This is a genomic window from Wolbachia pipientis, assembly GCF_030373985.1.
Lineage (GTDB): Bacteria > Pseudomonadota > Alphaproteobacteria > Rickettsiales > Anaplasmataceae > Wolbachia > Wolbachia pipientis_D.
In genome coordinates, this window is the sequence record NZ_JAUCRB010000005.1 from 21325 (window position 1) to 40708 (window position 19384).

The window sequence follows — 19384 nt, forward strand, 5'->3', positions numbered from 1 at the left end:
ATCAATCCAAACACATAAGCTTAGTATTGCCGCCAAATGCTGTAGTATTGACACTTACAACCTTTTCTGTAGAAAAACGCTGTAAATAATGAGGCCCCCCAATTTTCGGCCCAGTGCCAGATAATCCTCTACCGCCAAATGGTTGTACGCCAACTACTGCGCCTATCTGATTGCGATTGATGTACACATTTCCAACCGATATCTTCTTACTTATTAAATCAATCCGACTTTGTATACGGCTTTGCAAAGAAAACGTAAGCCCATATCCTGTATTGTTTATATCACTTATAACTTCACTTAACTGTGACTTATTAAAGCGAATGATATGTAAAATAGGGCCGAACACTTCTTGCTTTAGTTGCGAAATTTTTTGTATCTCATAAATGTATGGAGGAAAGAAATAACCACTATGAGAATTTGCATCTATGGATACTTTAGATAAAAGGCTTGAATCTTTATCCCTCGACTTTTTCTCTGTGTATTTAGTCAGCATATCAATAGATGCTTTGTCAATTATTGGACCAATATCAGTGCTAAGTTGTATTGGATCACCAATCTTTAATTCTTGAGCCGCATCACATATCATTTTTATCTGTCTTTCTGCTATATCTTCTTGAATAAATAGCACTCTAAGCGCAGAACAACGTTGACCACTACTCCGAAATGCAGAAAGTAAAACGTCTGTAGTCACTTGCTCTAAGAGAGCAGAACTGTCAATAACCATGGCATTTAATCCGCCAGTTTCAGCGATAAGTGGTACAATGGGGCCATCCCTACTAGCAAGCATTTTGTTAATCATTTGAGCGGTTTGTATCGAACCAGTAAAAGCTACACCAGAGATTCTATTATCTAGCACTAATGTTTTACCTAAATATTGACCATCCCCTGGAATAAAGTGCAGCACATTCTTTGGTATTCCAGCTTCATGTAGTATCTTAACAGCTTCATAGGCAATAATTGGCGTTTGCTCTGCTGAGCTTGCCAGCACTGTATTACCTGCTGCAAGCGCAGCTGAAACCTGTCCAATAAAGGTAGCGAGTGGAAAATTCCACGGTGATATGCACAAAAAAACTCCTCTGCCTTCAAAAAAAATGAAGTTATCTTCACCTGTTGGGCCTAGTAATTTTTTCCAGTTATTCAGTTCATTTTTTGCTATCATTGCATAATAACGCAAAAAGTCGACTGCCTCTCTTACCTCTGCTATTGCATCGGGTAAAATTTTTCCTGCTTCTACGATCAGGATGTAAATCACATCTTTCATTCTTTCCTCAAGCAAATCTGCAGCTCTTTCAAGGTGTTTAGCACGCTCTTCTGCTAAAACATTCTGCCATTCAATAAAAGCACTATGTGCTATTTCAAGAGCACTTAAAGCTTGATCACTTGTTGTATTCGACACTTCTCCTATTACATTTTTCAAATGTGCTGGATTAACCACTTCAGTAAATTCAGCACTATCAAACAGTAACTCTCCATTAATTATTGGTCCAACCTGCCATTTCTTTTCATCAAGCTCTTTAATATAATTTGCAAATCGTGAAATTGTAACTGAATCGCTAATATCCATTCCTAAAGAGTTTTTCCTTCCCTCTCCAAAAATATCTTGTGGTAGTGAAATGCTTGGATGAGGCTCATACTCTAAGCTTTTGGCTTTTTCTAACGGATCTGAAATTAGCTCCTCAATTTTAACATTAGGATCATTTATTTGATTGATAAACGAACTATTAGCCCCATTTTCTAGAAGGCACCTAATAAGGTACGGTAATAAATCACTATGTTTACCAACTGGTGTACATATACGGCAATTGATATTTGTTGCAAGTTCTGACATTGCATAATCATATAAGCCCTTACCCATTCCGTATAAGCGCTGAAACTCAAACCCAGGATGATTTTTGTCAGCAAGCTCTATTATAGTAGCAAAAGTGTAGGCATTATGAGTGCCAAAACATGGATAAAAATGACTTGATTTACTTAAAAGTTTCTGTGCGCAGGCAAGGTAGCATACATCTGTGTAGCTTTTTCTCGTAAACACTGGGTACCCACTTAACCCTAATTCTTGTGCGCGCTTGATTTCTGAGTCCCAATATGCTCCTTTCACAAGTCTCGCCATGATTTTATGCTTTGAACGAATAGCAACATCTTCGACAAAATCGAGAACAGACAAAGCACGTTTCTGATACGCTTGCACAGCCAAGCCAAGTCCTTCCCACTCAGAAAGTGACTCATCGAGACGCAATTGCTCGAATAACACTAATGACATCTCAAGCCTTTCAGATTCTTCTGCACTTATACATAATGAAATGTTATACTTTTTTGCTTCACGACAGAGCTCCAATACCTTAGCTTTCAGCCCATCAGCTATATTACCAAATTTGCTAAACTCATAACGGGGATGCAATGAAGATAATCTAATTGAAATTCCATGAGACTTAAAGCAATCGTCTATATCAGTGGATTCACCTATGGCTTTTATTGAGTACATATATGAATTGAAATATTCTTCTGCATCATCAGCTGTATGCACAACTTTACCGGGCATATCAAAAGAATATAAATATTTGCTATAGTCATCTGACTGTATACTTTTTAATGCTTTTTCCATGGTTTCTCCAACAATAAAGTGCTGACCAAGTGCTAGCATTGCTTGCTTCACTGCTTTGCGGATTATTGGCTCTCCTAAATTTTTAAGTAATCTAGAAATTGCGTGATAGAGTTTTGGATCTTCTCCATTCTTTCCCAATATACTGCTTCCTATTACTAAACTCCACGTAGAAGCATTAACAAACAATGAAGATGAACGTCCTAAGTGTTTATTCCATTCTTGATTAACAATTTTGTCTTTGATTAGTTCATCTATTGTATAGTCATCTGGTATTCTAAGTAGTGATTCAGCAAGACACATTAGCGCTATTCCTTCGTCATTGGAAAGAGAGTATTGCTGCATAAAAGAATCTATGATATCTAATTTATTACCTTTGATTTTTTCAGCAACTTGTTTTGCAATATTATAAATTCTATTTTTCGAATCAGCCGAGAGTTCTATTTTTTCTACAAGATAACGCACATAACTTTTTTCATCAGTACGATAAAAGCCTTGTAAACGTTTTCTCAATTCGTTAGGTTCTTGTATAGAGCTGATCATGATTATCCACAAAATACCCATTACTATATAAGGTGAAATTATATCATAACTTCGCGTAGAATGTATTATTATTTACATCAAGGACCAGAATAGACTAAAAAAACTAGTGCTTACTGTAATAACTTTACTAAGTCAAGAAGACTGTGCGAGTATGTAGCTCAACACTCCACCACTCATAAAGTATTTCATCTCAGTTGCAGTTAGTACACAACACTTGAGCTGAATCGATTGCCCTGAATCATCCTTCTTTTTGATGATACATTCTAGATTTCCATTTGGCACTATTTCACCTTTTATGCTTATTGTTTCGTTACCATCAAATATCTTTCTGGTTACTCCACTCTGAAATACAAGCGGAAGGACACCCATACCGACTAAGTTGGACCTATGTATGCGTTCAAAGCTTTCTGCAATTACAGCTTTAATTCCTAGTAACGCTGTACCCTTTGCTGCCCAATCTCTGCTTGAACCTGTGCCATATTCTTTTCCTGCAACAACAACTAATGGAACAGCTTCTTCTTTATAGCGCATTGCTGCATCAAAAATTGACATAGTCTCTTGAGAAGGAATATATTTTGTATAGCTACCCTCAATGCTCACCATTTCATTTCTTATTCTGATATTAGCAAAGGTCCCACGCATCATCACGTTGTGGTTACCACGACGAGATCCATATGAATTAAAGTCCTGTGGTTCAATTCCAAGATTTTTTAAATATATACCTGCAGGACTATTTGAGGCAATATTTCCAGCAGGGGAAATGTGGTCAGTGGTCACGCTATCACCAAATATTGCTAATATTCGTGCATCCTTTATGTCGACCACTCTATATTTATCATTCTTCGTTGATAGACTATCAAAGTAATGAGGATTTTGTATGTAAGAGCTTTTAGTATCCCAATTATAAATTTCACTTTTCTCGAACTTTATCTTTTGCCAATGTTTATCACCAGAGAAAACATTTTCATACTTTTGTATGAACATCTCACGTGTTACTACACTTTGAATGCAATCTCCAATTTCACTATTCGTTGGCCATATATCTTTAAGATAAACGTTATTCCCATTCTTATCTTTACATATAGGGTCTTTTGTCAGATCAATTTGTACAGTACCTGCAAGTGCATACACAACAACAAGCGGCGGAGATGCCAAGTAGTTAGCTTTGGCTAAAGGATGAATTCTTCCTTCAAAATTACGATTACCAGATAAAACCGCAGCGACGGTTAAGTTTTTACTTTTTATATCATTCTCAATATCTTTATCAAGTGGACCGGAATTTCCAATGCATGTTGTACAGCCATACCCAACTAAGTTAAAACCTAAAGCATCTAGGTCTTTTTGTAATCCTGATTTTTCTAAATACTCCGTTACAACTTGTGATCCTGGGGCAAGAGAGGTTTTAACCCAGGGTTTTGATCCTATTCCAAGTTTGACTGCATTACGAGCTACAAGACCAGCAGCAATCATCACGCTTGGGTTTGAGGTATTGGTGCAGCTGGTTATTGCAGCAATAACCACACTTCCATCTCGAAGTTTATCACTTTCCTTTGACTCATTAATTGGAAACGATGTAGAAAAAGACTCTGACACTTGTGGAAGAAAAACCTTATCCTGTGGTCTTTTGGGACCAGCCATCACCGGCTTCACGTTTGATAAATCAAGCTCCAGTATATCGAAAAACGCTAACTCATTGCTGCTACGCCACAGTCCTTGTTCTTTTGCATAGACTTCGACCAACTTAATCAGCTCTTCTGGCCTCCCAGTTAAGCTTAAATAAGCTAGTGTTTTCTGATCAATTGGAAAAAATCCACAGGTTGCACCATACTCCGGAGCCATGTTGGCTATGGTTGCTCTATCTGCCACAGATAGATAATCTAAACCATCACCGAAAAATTCTACAAATTTACCAACAACACCTTTTGTTCTTAAGACATTTGTAATTGTTAGTACTAGATCAGTTGCAGTCACTTCTCCTAGAAGCCTTCCAGTTAATTTAAACCCTACTACCTCTGGAATCACCATACTAATAGGTTGACCAAGCATTACGGATTCAGCTTCTATTCCTCCAACGCCCCAACCAAGAACTGATAAGCCGTTAACCATTGTAGTGTGGCTATCCGTGCCAACTAAGGTATCTGGATATACAACCCCATCCTCGTTACATACAACTTGTGCTAAATATTCAAGATTTACTTGGTGACAAATTCCAGTACCTGGCGGCACTACTCTAAAATTTGTGAAGGATGATTCTCCCCACTTTAAGAATTGATATCTCTCTAAATTTCTTTTTACTTCTAGTTCAACATTTTTACCGAATGCAGAAGCGTTTCCATAACTATCCACTTGAACAGAGTGGTCGATCACAAGATCAACAGGGACGGACGGATTTATTTTACTTGGATCACTTCCACTTTTCCTCATATAACTGCGCATTGATGCTAAATCGACAATCGCAGGAACTCCTGTAAAATCCTGCATCAATACCCTTGCTGGTTTGTAGCTAATTTCGTGATTAGCATATTTACTAACGCAACTTGCTAGCATTTTTATATCATCCAGCTTTACATTAATTCCGTCTTCGTTGCGTAACAAATTTTCAAGTAAAACTTTTAGTGAACAGGGCAATTTAGTTAGATCCACTCCTAAAGATTTACCAGCACTGCTTAGGCTAAAGTAGCTGCATGATTTTCCATCAATGTTTAAAGTTGCTTTTGAATTTAAAGAATTGCTCATCTTATATAATCGTTATTTAAGTCGAGGAGGACCACAATATTACCATCCCGATATTACTGCATAACCGTACTAATTTCCTGTGTTGCTATAGAGCATGCAAATCACCAATGTTACCGGCAGTTGGTGCTTGATAGCTACATCTGCTGCAAAAATTTTAGGATAAACATCCTGATTGTCAATAATAAACTGAGGTAATCCTGCCTAAGACAAATACCATTTCATGTCAAGCTTGGTAAAGGAAAATAATACCTTTGCGGTAATTGGCTGGCATAGAAACGGGACTAAAAATTGAATGCAAAAACTACTTGACAAGTTTCGACAGTCTCATCACTACAGTAATGAGAGTTTTTATAACTCTAAGGTTTGTTTTTGATCTGCAGGCTCAATGACAAAATTCAGTGAAAAACTCAAAGTATTTTTTAGTGATTGTATCAAGTTATTAGGGCTGCATGTCTTTTAAATTCTTTCTACATTCAGCCAGATAGTGCTTAAACTAAGCGTCAGCACATTATTACAGTGCCAATTTAAAGTATTAAAGGGTCAAAACTCGCTACTCGTGGGTTCTCTGCCTTTTTTCACTTAGTAAGTTTCTTAATGTTTAGATTAGTTGCAGTTTAAGAGTCCAAAACAAGGTGTCACTCCAATGCTCCTATGATGTCATGCAAGTAGCTGACACTGGAGTCCAGCATTAATCATACGATTTCATCACATAAATCTTTCCATCCTTGATCTATTTCTTCAATTAAGTTTATTTTCCATTTTCTCCACCAGCTTTTAGGAGCTTTTCTCTACTCATTGCTAAATTTATGTCTTGAAACTCTTCATAACGCTAACTATGGATTAGAAAAATATTAAGATAGGAGGAAAAAAGGGTAAACTCCAGTATTTAAGCAAAAAATAGGAGGTTACCCAATAAGTAAGAACAAAACAGAATTGTTTTGTTTTATAGATGATTACTGTAAAATAATAGATGAAAACTTTGCAAGCAGATTACTACTAAAAGGCAAAAAACCTATATAGAGTACCAGATAACGTATTCTGAAATTACAACAATAATTCCACTATATCAGTAACCTAGATGTGAAAACTTTAAATCATAAGGCTGGGCTAATTCCTTTCAAAAACAAACATTCATACACTTCATAAATGCTTGTAGCTTTGGGTAATCTTAAAGAAAGCTAATCCTCAATTTTCGATATTGCAACTAGCCCAATTAATGCGCAGAAAATCATGTAAAAGCTTGCTGAAGTTTCTTGTCCTGTAAACTTGATTACTGTTGTGCATATAAATGGTGCAAGGCCACCAAAAAATCCAGCAGCTATATTTCTTGATAAACTAAATCCGCTGTACCGCACCTTTGTTGGAAATAATCCGCACATAAGCGCACTGACAGGACCAAGCGATGCGGCTATTGGAATTATAAAGAGAACGTGTGCCATTATGGTTAGCAAGTTATCACCACTTAGTATTAGTGAAAAAACTGGATAACTTACTACTATAAAAGCCATAAATGCAAATTTCATGACTTTTTTTCTCCCTATCTTATCAGAAAGTATTGCAAATAATATGGTCAATCCTCCGAGTGCAATTTGACTCAGTATTTCCACTATATAGCTAAAATGAGCATTTATTGATGACGTAAGCACATTGAAAAATACTAAGTATATATAAAGAGATGAATTTTCAACTATGTCAACCCCTACTGATATCAGAAAAGGTTTTTTATAGCTATTTAATAACTCTTTTAATGGTAACTTAGGTGGATTTTTCTGCTTCTTATACTCCGGACTCTCATTAAGTATATATCTTGTATATATGCTGATTAATCCCATTCCTAAACTGACAACGAAAGGTAGCCTCCACCCCCAAGACTCAAAATTAGATACTTTCTTGCATATGAGTACCACTGTAAGACTTAAGATTGAACCAAGAATTGCACTTAATACTTCAATGCTGCCGAAGAATCCTTTCTTGTTTTTAGTGGCATGCTCTATTAAAAAAGGTGCATTTCCTGCTTCTCCTCCAAGAGATATCCCTTGCAATAACCTTAAACATACCACCAACATTGATGCTAGTATTCCAACATTTTGATACCCAGGAACGAAGGCAATTAATACAGTCGATAGAGTCATCAATGTAATAGAGAGCAATAAAGCAACCTTTCTTCCATATTTATCACCAATATGGCCAAATATCGCAGCGCCGATTGGTCTCATTAAGAAGCCCGCTGCAAACACTCCAAAAGCCTTCAGTACACTAATCAATTGATCATCTGATGGGAAAAAAACACTGCCGATTATGCTTATCAGGTGGCCAAAAAGCATATGGTCATACCACAATAAAGTATTACAAATTAAACTCGAGAGTACTACTTTTGTTATTTGTTGCATAATCTTACAGTTTGTTTGATATTATAGCATAATACCTTGCTTTTTCAGATGTGATAAGAAAATGTGAGCGTTGTGTGAATATTATATTAATAATGACATTTCATTAAATCTCAATATTTTTATATCCTTGACTATATTCAGTATTTTCATACCATCACCCATATATTCTCATAAAATACCATGCTTCAATGAGAAAGCTATTTTTATCTGCATAAACAAGGTCTTGCGATAGAATGCTATGACACATATACCAGTTTTATTAAAAGAGATGCTATCACAACTATCACCACAAAATAATGGTATATATGTGGATGCTACTTTTGGAGCCGGGGGATACAGTAAAGCAATATTGGAGTCAGCTGATTGCAAGGTGTATGCAATTGATAGAGATGAAACGGTTGTTAAATTTTATGATAACTTAAACATCAAGCATCCAGGCAGAATAGAGCTATTTATTGAAAAATTTAGCAACATAAAAAATATATTAAATAATAATAGCTTTGAGCTAGAACCCTCTATTATCTCAAAATTTTCTCCTGTCATCCTAGCTGGAGTCCAGAAAAAAAATGTGCGGTCACGCCCTGGAATGACACCAGATGGATCTATTAATGTTGTAGATGGAGTTATATTCGACATTGGAGTTTCATCTATGCAGCTTGATAGCGGAGAGAGAGGATTCTCATTTTTACATGATGGTCCGCTTGATATGCGCATGGATAACTCTTCCCATATAAGCGCTTCAACATTTGTTAACGCTTTGCGTGAAGAAGAAATTGCAAATGCTATATATAACTACGGAGGCGAGCGTCATTCTCGCAAAATTGCCAGAGCGATAGTAAACGTACGAAAGAAAAAAACTATCAAAACTACACTTGAACTTGCAGACATTGTGCGTTCCGTGGTATCCCGTAGAAAAAGCAAGATTGATACTGCGACTAGGACATTTCAGGCAATTAGAATATGGGTAAATGATGAGCTGGAAGAACTTAAAAAGGGCATTAAAGCTGCATCTGAAATGCTAAATAAAAATGGCAAACTAATTGTCATCACTTTTCATTCTTTAGAAGACCGTATAGTCAAAACTTTTTTTAAAGATTTATGTGAGCCGAAATCTGCTGACTTTAAGAGATTTTCTCTTTTAAATAAAAAAGTGATCAAAGCAAGTGCAGAAGAAGTAAATGCAAATCCACGTTCACGTTCAGCAAAGCTAAGAGCTATACAGAGGTTATCATGAAAGTTTTTTGTATCATTTTGATAACTTCGTTCTTTCTTAGCATTGTAGTCCTATTCAGGGTAAAATCGCACGTTCAGTCACTAAATAGAGAGCTAATAAGAATAAAACGTGAAATTAAGTTAGTGCAGAGTGACATAAAAGTTTTACAAGCAGAGTGGAGTTATTTGAGTAATCCAAAAAGGCTTGCAAAGCTTATGGAGGAATACCTAAAAAACAACTCTTTAATACTAGCCAGCCAGTTTAAAGATCTTGACTCTCTAAATGGCCGCAGTGTGTTAGCACAACTCAAAAACCCGGATTGATGACTAATGTACTTTACAAGACTAAACTTAAATATAGAGTAAGTTTTTCAGCATAGCTTTAGTTTTTCTGTATGTTTTACTTCTTTCTCTATATTTGACTATAGGCTTGAAAATAAATGGTAATCCTAAAATTGTTGCACTTAAAGCTAGGGTTAAAAGTATACAAAAGGTTTTATGCTTCCCGTGTAGTTCTTTCAGGTGAAGTAGCAAGAATCTGCAAAACTTTCTATAGTTTTCTTTGATGTCTTTTTTGCTATTAACTTTGCTGATAAACGTGTCTATTGCAGTATAACCGTCTTTGCACTTAATACTAAGGTCTGCTCCTTTTTCTATTAGGAGCTGAGCTATATCAAAATGATCCTTTTGAACAGCAAGGTGCAGAGGTGTAAAACTTGGTTGCTCACAGATATTCATACTAGCTTTAACTGCCAGTAACATTCTCACAATTTTTGTATGGCCTCTTTTAGCTGCTAAATGCAGAGGAGTTCTGTTACATTTAGTGACAGCATTAACATCTACCTTAAACTTCAATAAGAGCTCGACTGCTTTAGTGTTATCATTATAGCTGGCTTTATGTAACCGGGCATTACCATTGAAATCTTGATCGTTTGCTTCTATTCCTTTTGAAACAAGAAATGCTACCATTTTCTTATTGTTATGTTCAAGAGCACAGTCCAATGAATCAAAACCATGGTTGTTTTTTGTACAAATAAATTCTTTAAAGTTGGCCTTTGCTTGCCATTTATTTACAATAAGTTTCACTATTTGCATTTTGTTGTTATACGCTGCTAGGAAAAGCGTAGTATTATTTTCTACGTTTTTTGCTTCTATGTTTGCCCCTTTCTTTATCAGGTACTCTATAATTTCTGCCCTACTTTCGTAATGTGCATTACATTGATAAATGGTTAAAAGCAAAGGGGTGTGAAAATTATTGTCTTTACATTCAAGATTTGCTCCGCCATCAATTAAAGCTTGAACACTTCTTTTGGAGCCATATAGTGAAGCTACGTGAAGAGGGGTATAGCCTACTTGGGCATCTTTTGCATTAACTTTTGCGCCTCTTACTATCAGAAAATCTATTAACTCCTTATCATCTAGTAGTGCAGCAAGGTGCAGTGAAGTAAATCCATTTTTATCCTTAGAATTAATTGTCAGTTGATTAACAAGAAGTTAAGCAATTTTCTTGTGCCCATGCATAACAGCATAATGCAGTGGATTTCTACTTTCGTTGTCTATGGCACTAAAATCAGCTTCATGCTCTAACAATGATTTTACTTTAGCTACATCACCTTCTTTTGTAAATTTATGCAAAAGAGTAATTCCATTTACATCTTTTGAGTTAATATCAAATCCACTCTCTACTAATTGGTTTATATCTTCCTCATGCGCCATACCGTTTGAATTTCTAATCAAACCCCTCTCGCATCAATAATATTCTTAATTAATTAAGTTTGAGTGAATCTGCGAGAAGTATATTAGACTTCTTGTATACCCATATAACAAACTTTTGACAGAGCATTAGGGTTATCCAGAAACGAAAAAGTTGCTTAACAAGCCTCGGCAACTTCCTTATCATGAAACTAAAGCTATTAATTTATTTTCAATTTGTGCAGATTAAACGATGAAAGTACAGCGTAGTTGGTGTATTGTGTTTAATTTTTTGCACTATGTGCACCTTATATCTTTATAAACCTTACCTAGGGCTCCAGAGATTTTTCCCCTATATAAGCTGAAACGCGCTTATAAAGCGTTTAAGACAGTATAGAACGTCAAATTGAAGGATTAGAGAGTGAAAACCAGCTATCACGTGATTTCTTTTGCCTTTTTTTCGCTTAGTAAATTTCTTAGCATTTACAGCTAAAGCAATTTAAGACACACAAAAAACGCTAATATTTTAAATAATTACCTTTTTTCTAGCTTATGCAAGAAGTCTATTATAATTTGCTTGGACAGGAACCAGTGTTTTTACTTATAACTCACTTTCACGCAATATCGATCGTTCTTAAAAAGCACTCTAACGTTTTTTATTCCTTGATTACGAAGCTTTGATGCGGCTGATTTAGCAGCCTGAGCGTTTACAAAAAATGCGACATATCCCTTACTTTCTGCACTGTCTTGTTTTGGGTGACGTTTTTGCACTTCTTTTTCATACTGCTTTCTATAATGAGGAGTTTTTTGTATTAACCGTTCCGACATTTTCCTTAAATACTGAACCTTTACCTTTGCAAGCCCAGATTTATGAAGTCCTAAAACTTTCGCTGCCTTTTCTGATAGATCTATTATCCTACCTTCAACAAATGGCCCTCTATCGTTAATCCTTATAACAAGTTTCCTTCCATTTTCTAAGTTAGTGACAAGAACAAAGCAAGGCAGAGGCAAAGTCTTATGTGCCGCAGAAATTAAGTGACGGTTAAACACTTCACCATTTGCTGTAAGTGTGCCATGATCTTCTATTCCATACCAAGAAGCTATTCCTACTTCTTCGTGATGATTACAATGTTTTGGATGATAAGTTATACCATTGACTGTGTAGCTATTACCAATTTTGTAATGACCTGCAGTATCATTACACCTACTGCGAAAACCGCAACTACTTATCAAAACAAACATTAGGCATAGAAGGGCTAGATTTTTTATCATTGTATTTAGTGAAAGGGTTCGATACCATGAGGATTGTAAGTTATACTATAATAAATTTGGTAATAAGTAAACGTTTACTGCCAAATATGAACAGTTCTCAGAAAGAAATAATACATATAATTGGTATAGGTGGAATTGGAATGAGCGCAATTGCTGAAATTCTTCATAATTTCAATTATGAAGTCCAAGGCAGTGATATGCGATTAAACGACAATTTAGATAGGTTACAAAAACTAGGTATAAAGGTCTATATTGGTCATAATGCCGATAATGTTAAGCAAGCTCAAGTGGTTGTACATTCTTCTGCAATAAAATCTGATAATGTAGAGTTATTTGCGGCAAGAAATAACAATAAAACCGTTTTGCATAGATCAGACATGCTTGCTGAAATTACGAAAGACAAATATGTGGTAGCAGTTTCAGGGTCAAGTGGAAAGACGACAACAACGGCTATGATTGCTTCCATTTTTGATCATTCTAATGGACCCCTTTCTGTTATTTCAACATACTCTCCTGTCATTCAAGTAGCTGACACTGGTATCAAGAAAAAAGATTTAGATTCCAGCGTCACGCGCTGGAATGACACCAACATGGGAATTGATGCAACTGTAATTGTGGGGGGGATATTAAACTCCTACAAGAGTAATTCAAAACTTGGCAAGAGTAACATTTTTTTAATAGAAGCTGATGAGTCTGATGGAACTATGCTAAAAATCCCTGCGAATATTGCTGTTATAACGAGCGTTAACAGCGACCATATAGATCATTACGGTACATTTGATGATATCAAAAATGCATTTTCTCAATTTGCAAACAACGCAGATTTTACAATTTTACCTGATTCTATGGTTATTAGTTGCGATGCAAGCAATTCCATAACGTTTGGGCTTGAGAATGGCAACATAAGAGCCAGCAACATCAAACAACACAATAACAGCATGAAATTTGACGTGTTGATTGATAATAACCACAAAATAAAAAATGTGGTACTATCAAACGCAGTAGGTATTCACAAAGTTAGCAATGCCCTAGCTGCAATATCGGTTGCAATAAAATTTGGTATCAGCAGTGCGGATATTAAGAAAGGCCTTTTAGAGTTTAAAGGAGTAGCAAGAAGATTTTCTTTAATTGCCAATATTAAAGGTGTTAAGTTCATTGAAGACTATGCTCATCATCCAACCGAAATACATGCAACCCTGGCAGCAACACGCTTGATCACTAAAGGAAAGGTAGTAGGAATTATCGAGCCACTTCGTTTTGCTCGTATTCGTAATTTTTTTGATGCATTCATACAAGTTTTTATGATGTTTGACCATGTAATCCTTACCACTGTTCATCCTCCAGAAGATAAGCCTATTCCAGGCTGTGGGATTGACAATATACAAGAAGCTTTAATCAGTAATGGATTTAATAACGTAAAGATTATGAACGATGCTTTGCTCATTTCACACTTTATCAGTGATTCAACAAATTTAGGCGATGTAGTACTATTTATTGGTGCTGGTAATAATATAGCTAAATTGGCAAAAGAAACCGCAGCACTTATGCCAGAAGTAGAAGTTTAATGTGATGAAAAAGGTAATTAACAATGTGTTTGCGAGAGAAATTTTAGATAGCAGGGGTTACCCTACCATTGAGGTAGAAATTGAACTCTGTGATGGAGCAGTAAGTAGAGCCTCTGTGCCTTCTGGAGCTTCAACAGGTAAACTAGAAGCTTTAGAATTGAGGGATCAAGACAAAAAAAGGTATTGTGGTAAAGGAGTGCTGAAAGCCGTTCAAGCTGTAAATGAGATGATAGCAGATGAAATTATTGGCATGGATGCAACAGACCAGAGTGCAATTGATAAAGCTTTAATTGAGTTGGATGGAACAAAAAACAAATCTAAGCTCGGAGCAAATGCAATTTTAGGTGTGTCTCTTGCAGCTGCAAAAGCGGCAGCAAGCAGTTTCAAAATGCCATTGTATAGGTATTTGGGAGGCGAACAGGCGAGTGTTATGCCGTTTCCAATGATTAACATAATTAATGGTGGAGCACATGCAGACAATAAACTCGATTTTCAAGAATTTATGATTATTCCTATTGGAGCTGAAACTTTTAGTGAAGCAGTCAGGATGTCTACAGAGGTGTTCCATAACTTGCGCAATATTCTTAAGAAAAAGGGTTATAGTACAAATGTAGGAGATGAAGGTGGTTTTGCACCAAATATAAAAAGCACAACAGAAGTGCTCTACTTGATCATACATGCTATAGAGTCTGCCGGTTACTCAGTGCAAAACCACTTTGCACTGGGTCTTGATGTTGCTTCATCTACTTTTTATGAAGATAGAATTTACAAATTTGAAAATAGAGAGCTCACTTCGGAGGAATTAGTTGAGTACTATTGTGACCTTGTAGAAAAATATCCGATAATTTCTATAGAAGATGCAATGAGTGAAGACGATTACGAAGGCTGGAAGTTACTTACTGCAAAACTTGGAAAAAAAATTCAACTAGTCGGAGATGATTTGTTCGTTACAAATTGTCAGCTAATACGTAAGGGAATAGAGGAAAAAATGGCAAATACTGTATTGATCAAACCGAATCAAATAGGGACATTAACAGAAACTTTTGCTGCTATTGGAATAGCAAAATCAGGTGGCTATAAAACTGTGATTTCTCATCGCTCAGGTGAAACAGAGGACACAACAATATCCCACATAGCGGTTGCATCAAATTGTGGGCAAATAAAGGCTGGCTCGCTATCGCGTTCTGATAGACTTGCGAAGTATAATGAGCTGATGAGAATAGAAGTCACGTTAGGAAGAAATGCTAAATATTGTCGTGGGTTAGTATGAACTTCATAGACGAAGTTAAATTGTATTTAAAAGCAGGTGATGGCGGTGATGGCTGCATGAGTTTTCGTCGAGAAAAATTCGTTGAGTTTGGTGGCCCAAATGGTGGTAATGGAGGTAAGGGGGGAGACATAGTTTTTGTCAGCAATACAAATCTCAACACTTTACTCAACTTCCGTTACAAAAGACATTTTAAAGCAGGTGATGGAAAAAGCGGTGCAAGCAGAGATAGATCTGGTACAGTAGGGAAAGACGTTATACTTAAAGTACCGGTTGGTACACAAATAGTCGATGAAAAAAGTAAGGAGGTAATAATAGATCTTAATAAGCCTGATATGGAATTCCAAATAGCAAAAGGTGGCAAAGGTGGGCTTGGGAATACCAATTTTAAGTCTTCTATTAATAGGGCGCCGAGGCATTTTACTTGCGGTCAGCCTGGCGAAGAAAAATATGTATTATTAAAACTAAAAATTTTGTCTGATGTTGGCATTATTGGTATGCCGAATGCAGGTAAATCTAAATTTTTAACTCGCTGTTCAAATGTAGATACAAAAGTAGGGAATTATCCTTTCACCACAATAAGACCTCATTTAGGTGTAGCAAAAGTGGATGATAGCGAAATTGTGATAGCAGATATTCCTGGAATAATCACTGATGCTCACCTTGGAGTTGGACTTGGGCATAAATTTTTAAAGCACATAGAAAGGTGTAAAGCTTTACTACATTTAATTGATGTAACTCATGATAATGTCATCTCAACTTATGATTGTACACACAATGAGCTGAAGCTTTACAATAATGACCTTGTTAAAAAAGAAGAAGTTGTAGTGCTAAACAAATGTGACTTACTGAGGGAAGCTGAAATTCTTGAAAAAAAGAGCTACTTAGCCAAGTATCTTAATAAAGAAATACTGTGCTTATCAATTGATGGCGACCTACAGCCCATTCTAAGATTATTAAGTGAAAAATTGAAAAAAAGCAACCCTAAGGAAATTGATGTATATGATCCTTTTAAGGCATAAATTTCCTATTCAATAGCCATGCAGGTGCTTATAAACTAAATCCTATTGATAGGTCCTACCTAACTTCAGCTTGAGTAGTTCTTTGTTAAGAATACGGAATTTAGGGATAGAACCTCCCCCATGTAAAAAAGATTCAGGAAAAGTGAGCACACCTTAGACAGAAATGTATGTATCCTTGCAAGCAATACATTTTTTACTAAATTTGGTTGTTTAATAAAAAAGCCTTCAGGCGGAGATAAATTTTGAGCTTTTCAAACATCTCTACTGTAATTAGAGTAACATTGGATAAATAAATAAAGTAATTTTTTATATGGTAGATATCCAGAAATTTTAATTTTGTTTTAGCTATCGGTCAGCTTAAGGTTAAATATCTTGACATTTATTAGACATTACTATATAATAGCCATGTGCGTTTTATACACTACAGCAATAAAATTACCTTGTAATAGGTGTATTGGACCCGAGGGCAGTGCTCGGCGCCTCCACCATATTTTTAATTCACATGGGGGCGAATAAGGATCGACATGCATAGTAAAGATGGTAACTTTGCTCGGTTAGACACCACCGCTAAGAGTTCATAATTTAAATGCAAACGATAATTTTGCTGCCGATGGTAATGTAGCATTAGCTGCTTAATTTAAGTACTATAATTTCATTACTACAAGCACGGTTCAGGGGACACCGGGTAACAGAAGTTCCCCAAGAGTTGACGTGTATAAGAGTTATATGGATAAAGCAGATTACAAGAAATCACTTAACTCTACTAAGTTTCAAGTTATCAAAAAGGTTTTAGATATCATATCAGTTAACGGTTTTACTCCGCACTTAGAAATATTATTTTTCACGTACATTAATGGTGTTATCGTGCCAGACTACCTGAGAAGGTCATACCCTACTCAAATGCTTATTATATTACAGTATCAATTTTATGATTTAAAAGTTTTTGAGGATAAATTTAGAGTCAGTTTAAGTTTCCATGGGAAACGGGAGCAAGTCACTATACCATTTTTTGCTATTAATGAGTTTCGTGATAAAGTTTCGGGAGATGTTTTAATATTTGACAAAATCAGCATCAATTCTGAAAAAGAATATAAAAGTGAAAAATGTACTGAAGAATTACCAAATGGCAGTATTATATCCATAGACCAACTTCGTGATAAGTAGTTGCTTATGAGATGTTTAAAAGTCTTTTCTCTGGCTTTGACAGAATCTCGTTTGACTTTATTGCTGTATAACAATCATCACTAAAAAAGATCTCTCAAACCTATATAAAAAGGCTATAGAGAGATTTACTTTACCTATGACCTGTTTTATTAGTAATAAATTACCAAATACTTTCTCACTTTTTAATTAACTTCATTAAACATTAGAATAATAAATTATGTTTATTTAACTCTTGATTAAAATATTAATTGCCTAACAATATAAATTGCTATATTCTCAACTAGTATAATTAAGAATTTAAGTGATTAATATGCCAAAATATGCTAAGAAATATACTAATAATATTGCTGAGTCTAATACATTAAGAGTTTACTCTTTCAAAGATAATTCTCAAATTAGAGTGTTTTTCAAAACTGTAAATGGAGAATTTGATAGAGTTTTTCGGGACAAAAAGTGACGAAGTTCTTAAATTAAGCTACCAATCTAAAAGGTCATAAAAACAAATTTGCCATTAGTAAAAATGTAGAACAGTGTATTATTTAAGATATAAAATGTATAAGTAGAATTAATGGCAGATATATAATAAAGAATCTATCACCTGATAAACAATATGAAGAACTATTTAAAAGTGAGCAAGCCATCCAATCTGATTTAAATAGTTTTATGTCACGCAGCATATCAAAAAGCGTGCACTTGAAAGATAGATTTGAAGAAATCTTGGACTTTGACCCCGAAGAAGGGTTATGTCACACGTTAAACTATTTTATTGTTCTATAGGATTGAAGAATAAAGAAGATTTTATTAAGCTTTTCAGTCTTGACAGTGCTGTATCTGAGCAAGATTTTATAACTTATGTTATTGATAAAAGCGAAAAACAAGCACCTAAATTACTAGCAATACAAATGCTGCTAAAGTGCTTACTTATTTTTGACGTTCAGAGCATTGACAAACGTGAAGGGTATCCATTTTATACAAACGAAGTAATATCGAACAATCACGTGAAGATTTATCCTTTATAAGAAGGGCAAGTCCATATTGATCAAGAACGAGTCAACCGTGTCTTAAATGATATAAGAACCGGGCATTACTTAGAATTTAATTTCTCCTGTTATACTTATAATAAAAAAGGTAACACTGATAATACTCATTACTCTTCTTATGAAGAAAGTGACAGTGGTGACTCTATAGAGAGTAATGATTATAACGAAGGCGCTACATATTATATTCTGGTCTATAAAGCGAGAAAATAGTAAATATGTATTTTTTGATTCTAACAAAGGAGTAATTGGTTTTTGCCCTAACACATGAATTGCTAACTTAACTTCTGAAGGAACTTTTGAGGTAGTAGAGTTAACTGTAAATTCTTACCCATATGATAAATATATTGAAAATTCTCCGACTTTTCCTGATGGTTGTGAGATTTTTATTACACTTAGAAACGCAACATCAATGTTAGAGAAAGCTGAAAAATTTTACGAAACAACAAAAGGCATAAGCTCAAAGTTATAGACATACCAGTTAATAAGCAGACTAATAAGTTATTATTTACACCTGTCCTAGTGTAAAAATGAATAATTGTTGTAAGACTTGATTTATACTACGCTACATAATAAATTTTAGTGTAAATTAGTGAAGATTAGCTATGCATCCAATCATATACTTACTTAACCTGCTACTTGATCTTTATAGCTTCATTCTAATATGTTGGGTTATCCTAGATTGGCTAATTAAGCTCAATGTGATAAGCATGTATAACGAAGTCGTAAGCAACGTAATGCACACTTTGAACCGACTCACCCATCTACCACTAAAGGTTATGAGAAGGTATATACAGCCGTTTAACGGGCTGGATTTGTCTGTAATGGTATTGCTAATAGTAATTCACCTTGTAAAATATACAATAAATTACTACTTTTAAGTAG

General features: G+C 35.3%; 14 protein-coding genes, 1 other RNA gene and 1 pseudogene. 10 read left to right on the plus strand and 6 right to left on the minus strand.

The annotated features are described in order from the left end of the window. Position 1 precedes the first annotated feature (1 nt). Positions 2–3142 (minus strand): bifunctional proline dehydrogenase/L-glutamate gamma-semialdehyde dehydrogenase PutA, encoded by a 3141-nt coding sequence (gene putA / locus QUS22_RS04700; protein ID WP_289513836.1) that lies wholly within the window; start codon positions 3140–3142, stop codon positions 2–4. Between the two features lie 132 nt (positions 3143–3274). Further along, entirely contained in the window at positions 3275–5878 is a 2604-nt protein-coding gene (gene acnA, locus QUS22_RS04705) for an aconitate hydratase AcnA (protein ID WP_289513837.1), read from the minus strand. A 912-nt stretch (positions 5879–6790) separates the two neighbouring features. Here acnA and QUS22_RS05670 point away from each other — a divergent pair. After that, positions 6791–6948: pseudogene (locus tag QUS22_RS05670) on the plus strand (IS982 family transposase); the annotation flags it as partial. 108 nt (positions 6949–7056) lie between these two features. On the opposite strand, the gene QUS22_RS04710 reads toward QUS22_RS05670, so the two are convergent. Beyond that, entirely contained in the window at positions 7057–8268 is a 1212-nt protein-coding gene (locus QUS22_RS04710; protein WP_289513838.1) for an MFS transporter, read from the minus strand. Between the two features lie 238 nt (positions 8269–8506). On the opposite strand from QUS22_RS04710, the gene rsmH reads away from it, so the two are divergent. Both rsmH and ftsL read left to right on the plus strand, forming a co-directional pair. Then, positions 8507–9502: a 16S rRNA (cytosine(1402)-N(4))-methyltransferase RsmH gene (rsmH, locus tag QUS22_RS04715; protein ID WP_289513839.1), complete on the plus strand. Its 996-nt coding sequence runs from the start codon at positions 8507–8509 to the stop codon at positions 9500–9502. Then, the gene (gene ftsL / locus QUS22_RS04720) at positions 9499–9804 is read left to right on the plus strand and encodes a cell division protein FtsL (RefSeq protein ID WP_289513840.1); all 306 of its coding nucleotides are present in this window, start codon (positions 9499–9501) and stop codon (positions 9802–9804) included. Before rsmH ends, ftsL begins: the two co-directional genes overlap by 4 nt. A 27-nt stretch (positions 9805–9831) precedes the next feature. On the opposite strand, the gene QUS22_RS04725 is transcribed toward ftsL, so the two are convergent. The 3 genes from QUS22_RS04725 to QUS22_RS04740 form a co-directional block, all read right to left on the minus strand. Then, positions 9832–10959 carry an ankyrin repeat domain-containing protein gene (locus tag QUS22_RS04725; protein ID WP_353477746.1) on the minus strand — a complete coding sequence of 376 codons (1128 nt, stop codon included), beginning with the start codon at positions 10957–10959 and terminating at the stop codon, positions 9832–9834. Positions 10960–10974: 15 nt separating this feature from the next. Next, positions 10975–11217, minus strand: coding sequence for an ankyrin repeat domain-containing protein (locus QUS22_RS04735; protein WP_289513843.1), 243 nt, complete (start codon positions 11215–11217; stop codon positions 10975–10977). A gap of 552 nt (positions 11218–11769) precedes the next feature. Further along, on the minus strand, positions 11770–12444 hold the full coding sequence (locus QUS22_RS04740) for a septal ring lytic transglycosylase RlpA family protein (RefSeq protein WP_353477744.1): 675 nt from the start codon (positions 12442–12444) through the stop codon (positions 11770–11772). 26 nt (positions 12445–12470) lie between these two features. Between QUS22_RS04740 and QUS22_RS04745 the strand changes: the two genes are divergently transcribed. The 7 genes from QUS22_RS04745 to QUS22_RS04775 all read left to right on the plus strand — a co-directional run bounded on the left by QUS22_RS04745 (position 12471) and on the right by QUS22_RS04775 (position 19380). Then, positions 12471–14009, plus strand: coding sequence for a UDP-N-acetylmuramate--L-alanine ligase (locus QUS22_RS04745; protein WP_289513845.1), 1539 nt, complete (start codon positions 12471–12473; stop codon positions 14007–14009). Between the two features lie 4 nt (positions 14010–14013). Then, entirely contained in the window at positions 14014–15279 is a 1266-nt protein-coding gene (gene eno / locus QUS22_RS04750; protein WP_289513846.1) for a phosphopyruvate hydratase, read from the plus strand. Further along, complete coding sequence (gene cgtA / locus QUS22_RS04755; RefSeq protein WP_289513847.1) at positions 15276–16298, plus strand: Obg family GTPase CgtA; 1023 nt, start codon at positions 15276–15278, stop codon at positions 16296–16298. The genes eno and cgtA overlap by 4 nt, the downstream gene beginning before the upstream one ends. Positions 16299–16666: 368 nt before the next feature. After that, positions 16667–17002: a transfer-messenger RNA gene (ssrA, locus tag QUS22_RS04760) on the plus strand. Positions 17003–17024: 22 nt separating this feature from the next. Beyond that, positions 17025–17462: a ClpXP protease specificity-enhancing factor SspB gene (locus QUS22_RS04765; RefSeq protein WP_289513848.1), complete on the plus strand. Its 438-nt coding sequence runs from the start codon at positions 17025–17027 to the stop codon at positions 17460–17462. 743 nt (positions 17463–18205) lie between these two features. After that, complete coding sequence (locus QUS22_RS04770; protein WP_289513849.1) at positions 18206–18481, plus strand: hypothetical protein; 276 nt, start codon at positions 18206–18208, stop codon at positions 18479–18481. Positions 18482–19104: 623 nt separating this feature from the next. Then, positions 19105–19380, plus strand: coding sequence for a YggT family protein (locus QUS22_RS04775; protein ID WP_289513850.1), 276 nt, complete (start codon positions 19105–19107; stop codon positions 19378–19380). Positions 19381–19384 lie beyond the last annotated feature (4 nt).

What these genes read in the sequence shown, in the direction of transcription:
- QUS22_RS04775 (WP_289513850.1), top strand. Translation starts at nt 19,105, where the DNA reads ATGCATCCAATCATATACTTACTTAACCTGCTACTTGATCTTTATAGC.
- QUS22_RS04710 (WP_289513838.1), bottom strand. Translation starts at nt 8,268, where the DNA reads ATGCAACAAATAACAAAAGTAGTACTCTCGAGTTTAATTTGTAATACT.
- acnA (WP_289513837.1), bottom strand. Translation starts at nt 5,878, where the DNA reads ATGAGCAATTCTTTAAATTCAAAAGCAACTTTAAACATTGATGGAAAA.
- rsmH (WP_289513839.1), top strand. Translation starts at nt 8,507, where the DNA reads ATGACACATATACCAGTTTTATTAAAAGAGATGCTATCACAACTATCA.
- QUS22_RS04765 (WP_289513848.1), top strand. Translation starts at nt 17,025, where the DNA reads ATGGATAAAGCAGATTACAAGAAATCACTTAACTCTACTAAGTTTCAA.
- cgtA (WP_289513847.1), top strand. Translation starts at nt 15,276, where the DNA reads ATGAACTTCATAGACGAAGTTAAATTGTATTTAAAAGCAGGTGATGGC.
- QUS22_RS04770 (WP_289513849.1), top strand. Translation starts at nt 18,206, where the DNA reads ATGTCACACGTTAAACTATTTTATTGTTCTATAGGATTGAAGAATAAA.
- ftsL (WP_289513840.1), top strand. Translation starts at nt 9,499, where the DNA reads ATGAAAGTTTTTTGTATCATTTTGATAACTTCGTTCTTTCTTAGCATT.
- eno (WP_289513846.1), top strand. Translation starts at nt 14,014, where the DNA reads ATGAAAAAGGTAATTAACAATGTGTTTGCGAGAGAAATTTTAGATAGC.
- putA (WP_289513836.1), bottom strand. Translation starts at nt 3,142, where the DNA reads ATGATCAGCTCTATACAAGAACCTAACGAATTGAGAAAACGTTTACAA.
- QUS22_RS04745 (WP_289513845.1), top strand. Translation starts at nt 12,471, where the DNA reads ATGAGGATTGTAAGTTATACTATAATAAATTTGGTAATAAGTAAACGT.
- QUS22_RS04740 (WP_353477744.1), bottom strand. Translation starts at nt 12,444, where the DNA reads ATGATAAAAAATCTAGCCCTTCTATGCCTAATGTTTGTTTTGATAAGT.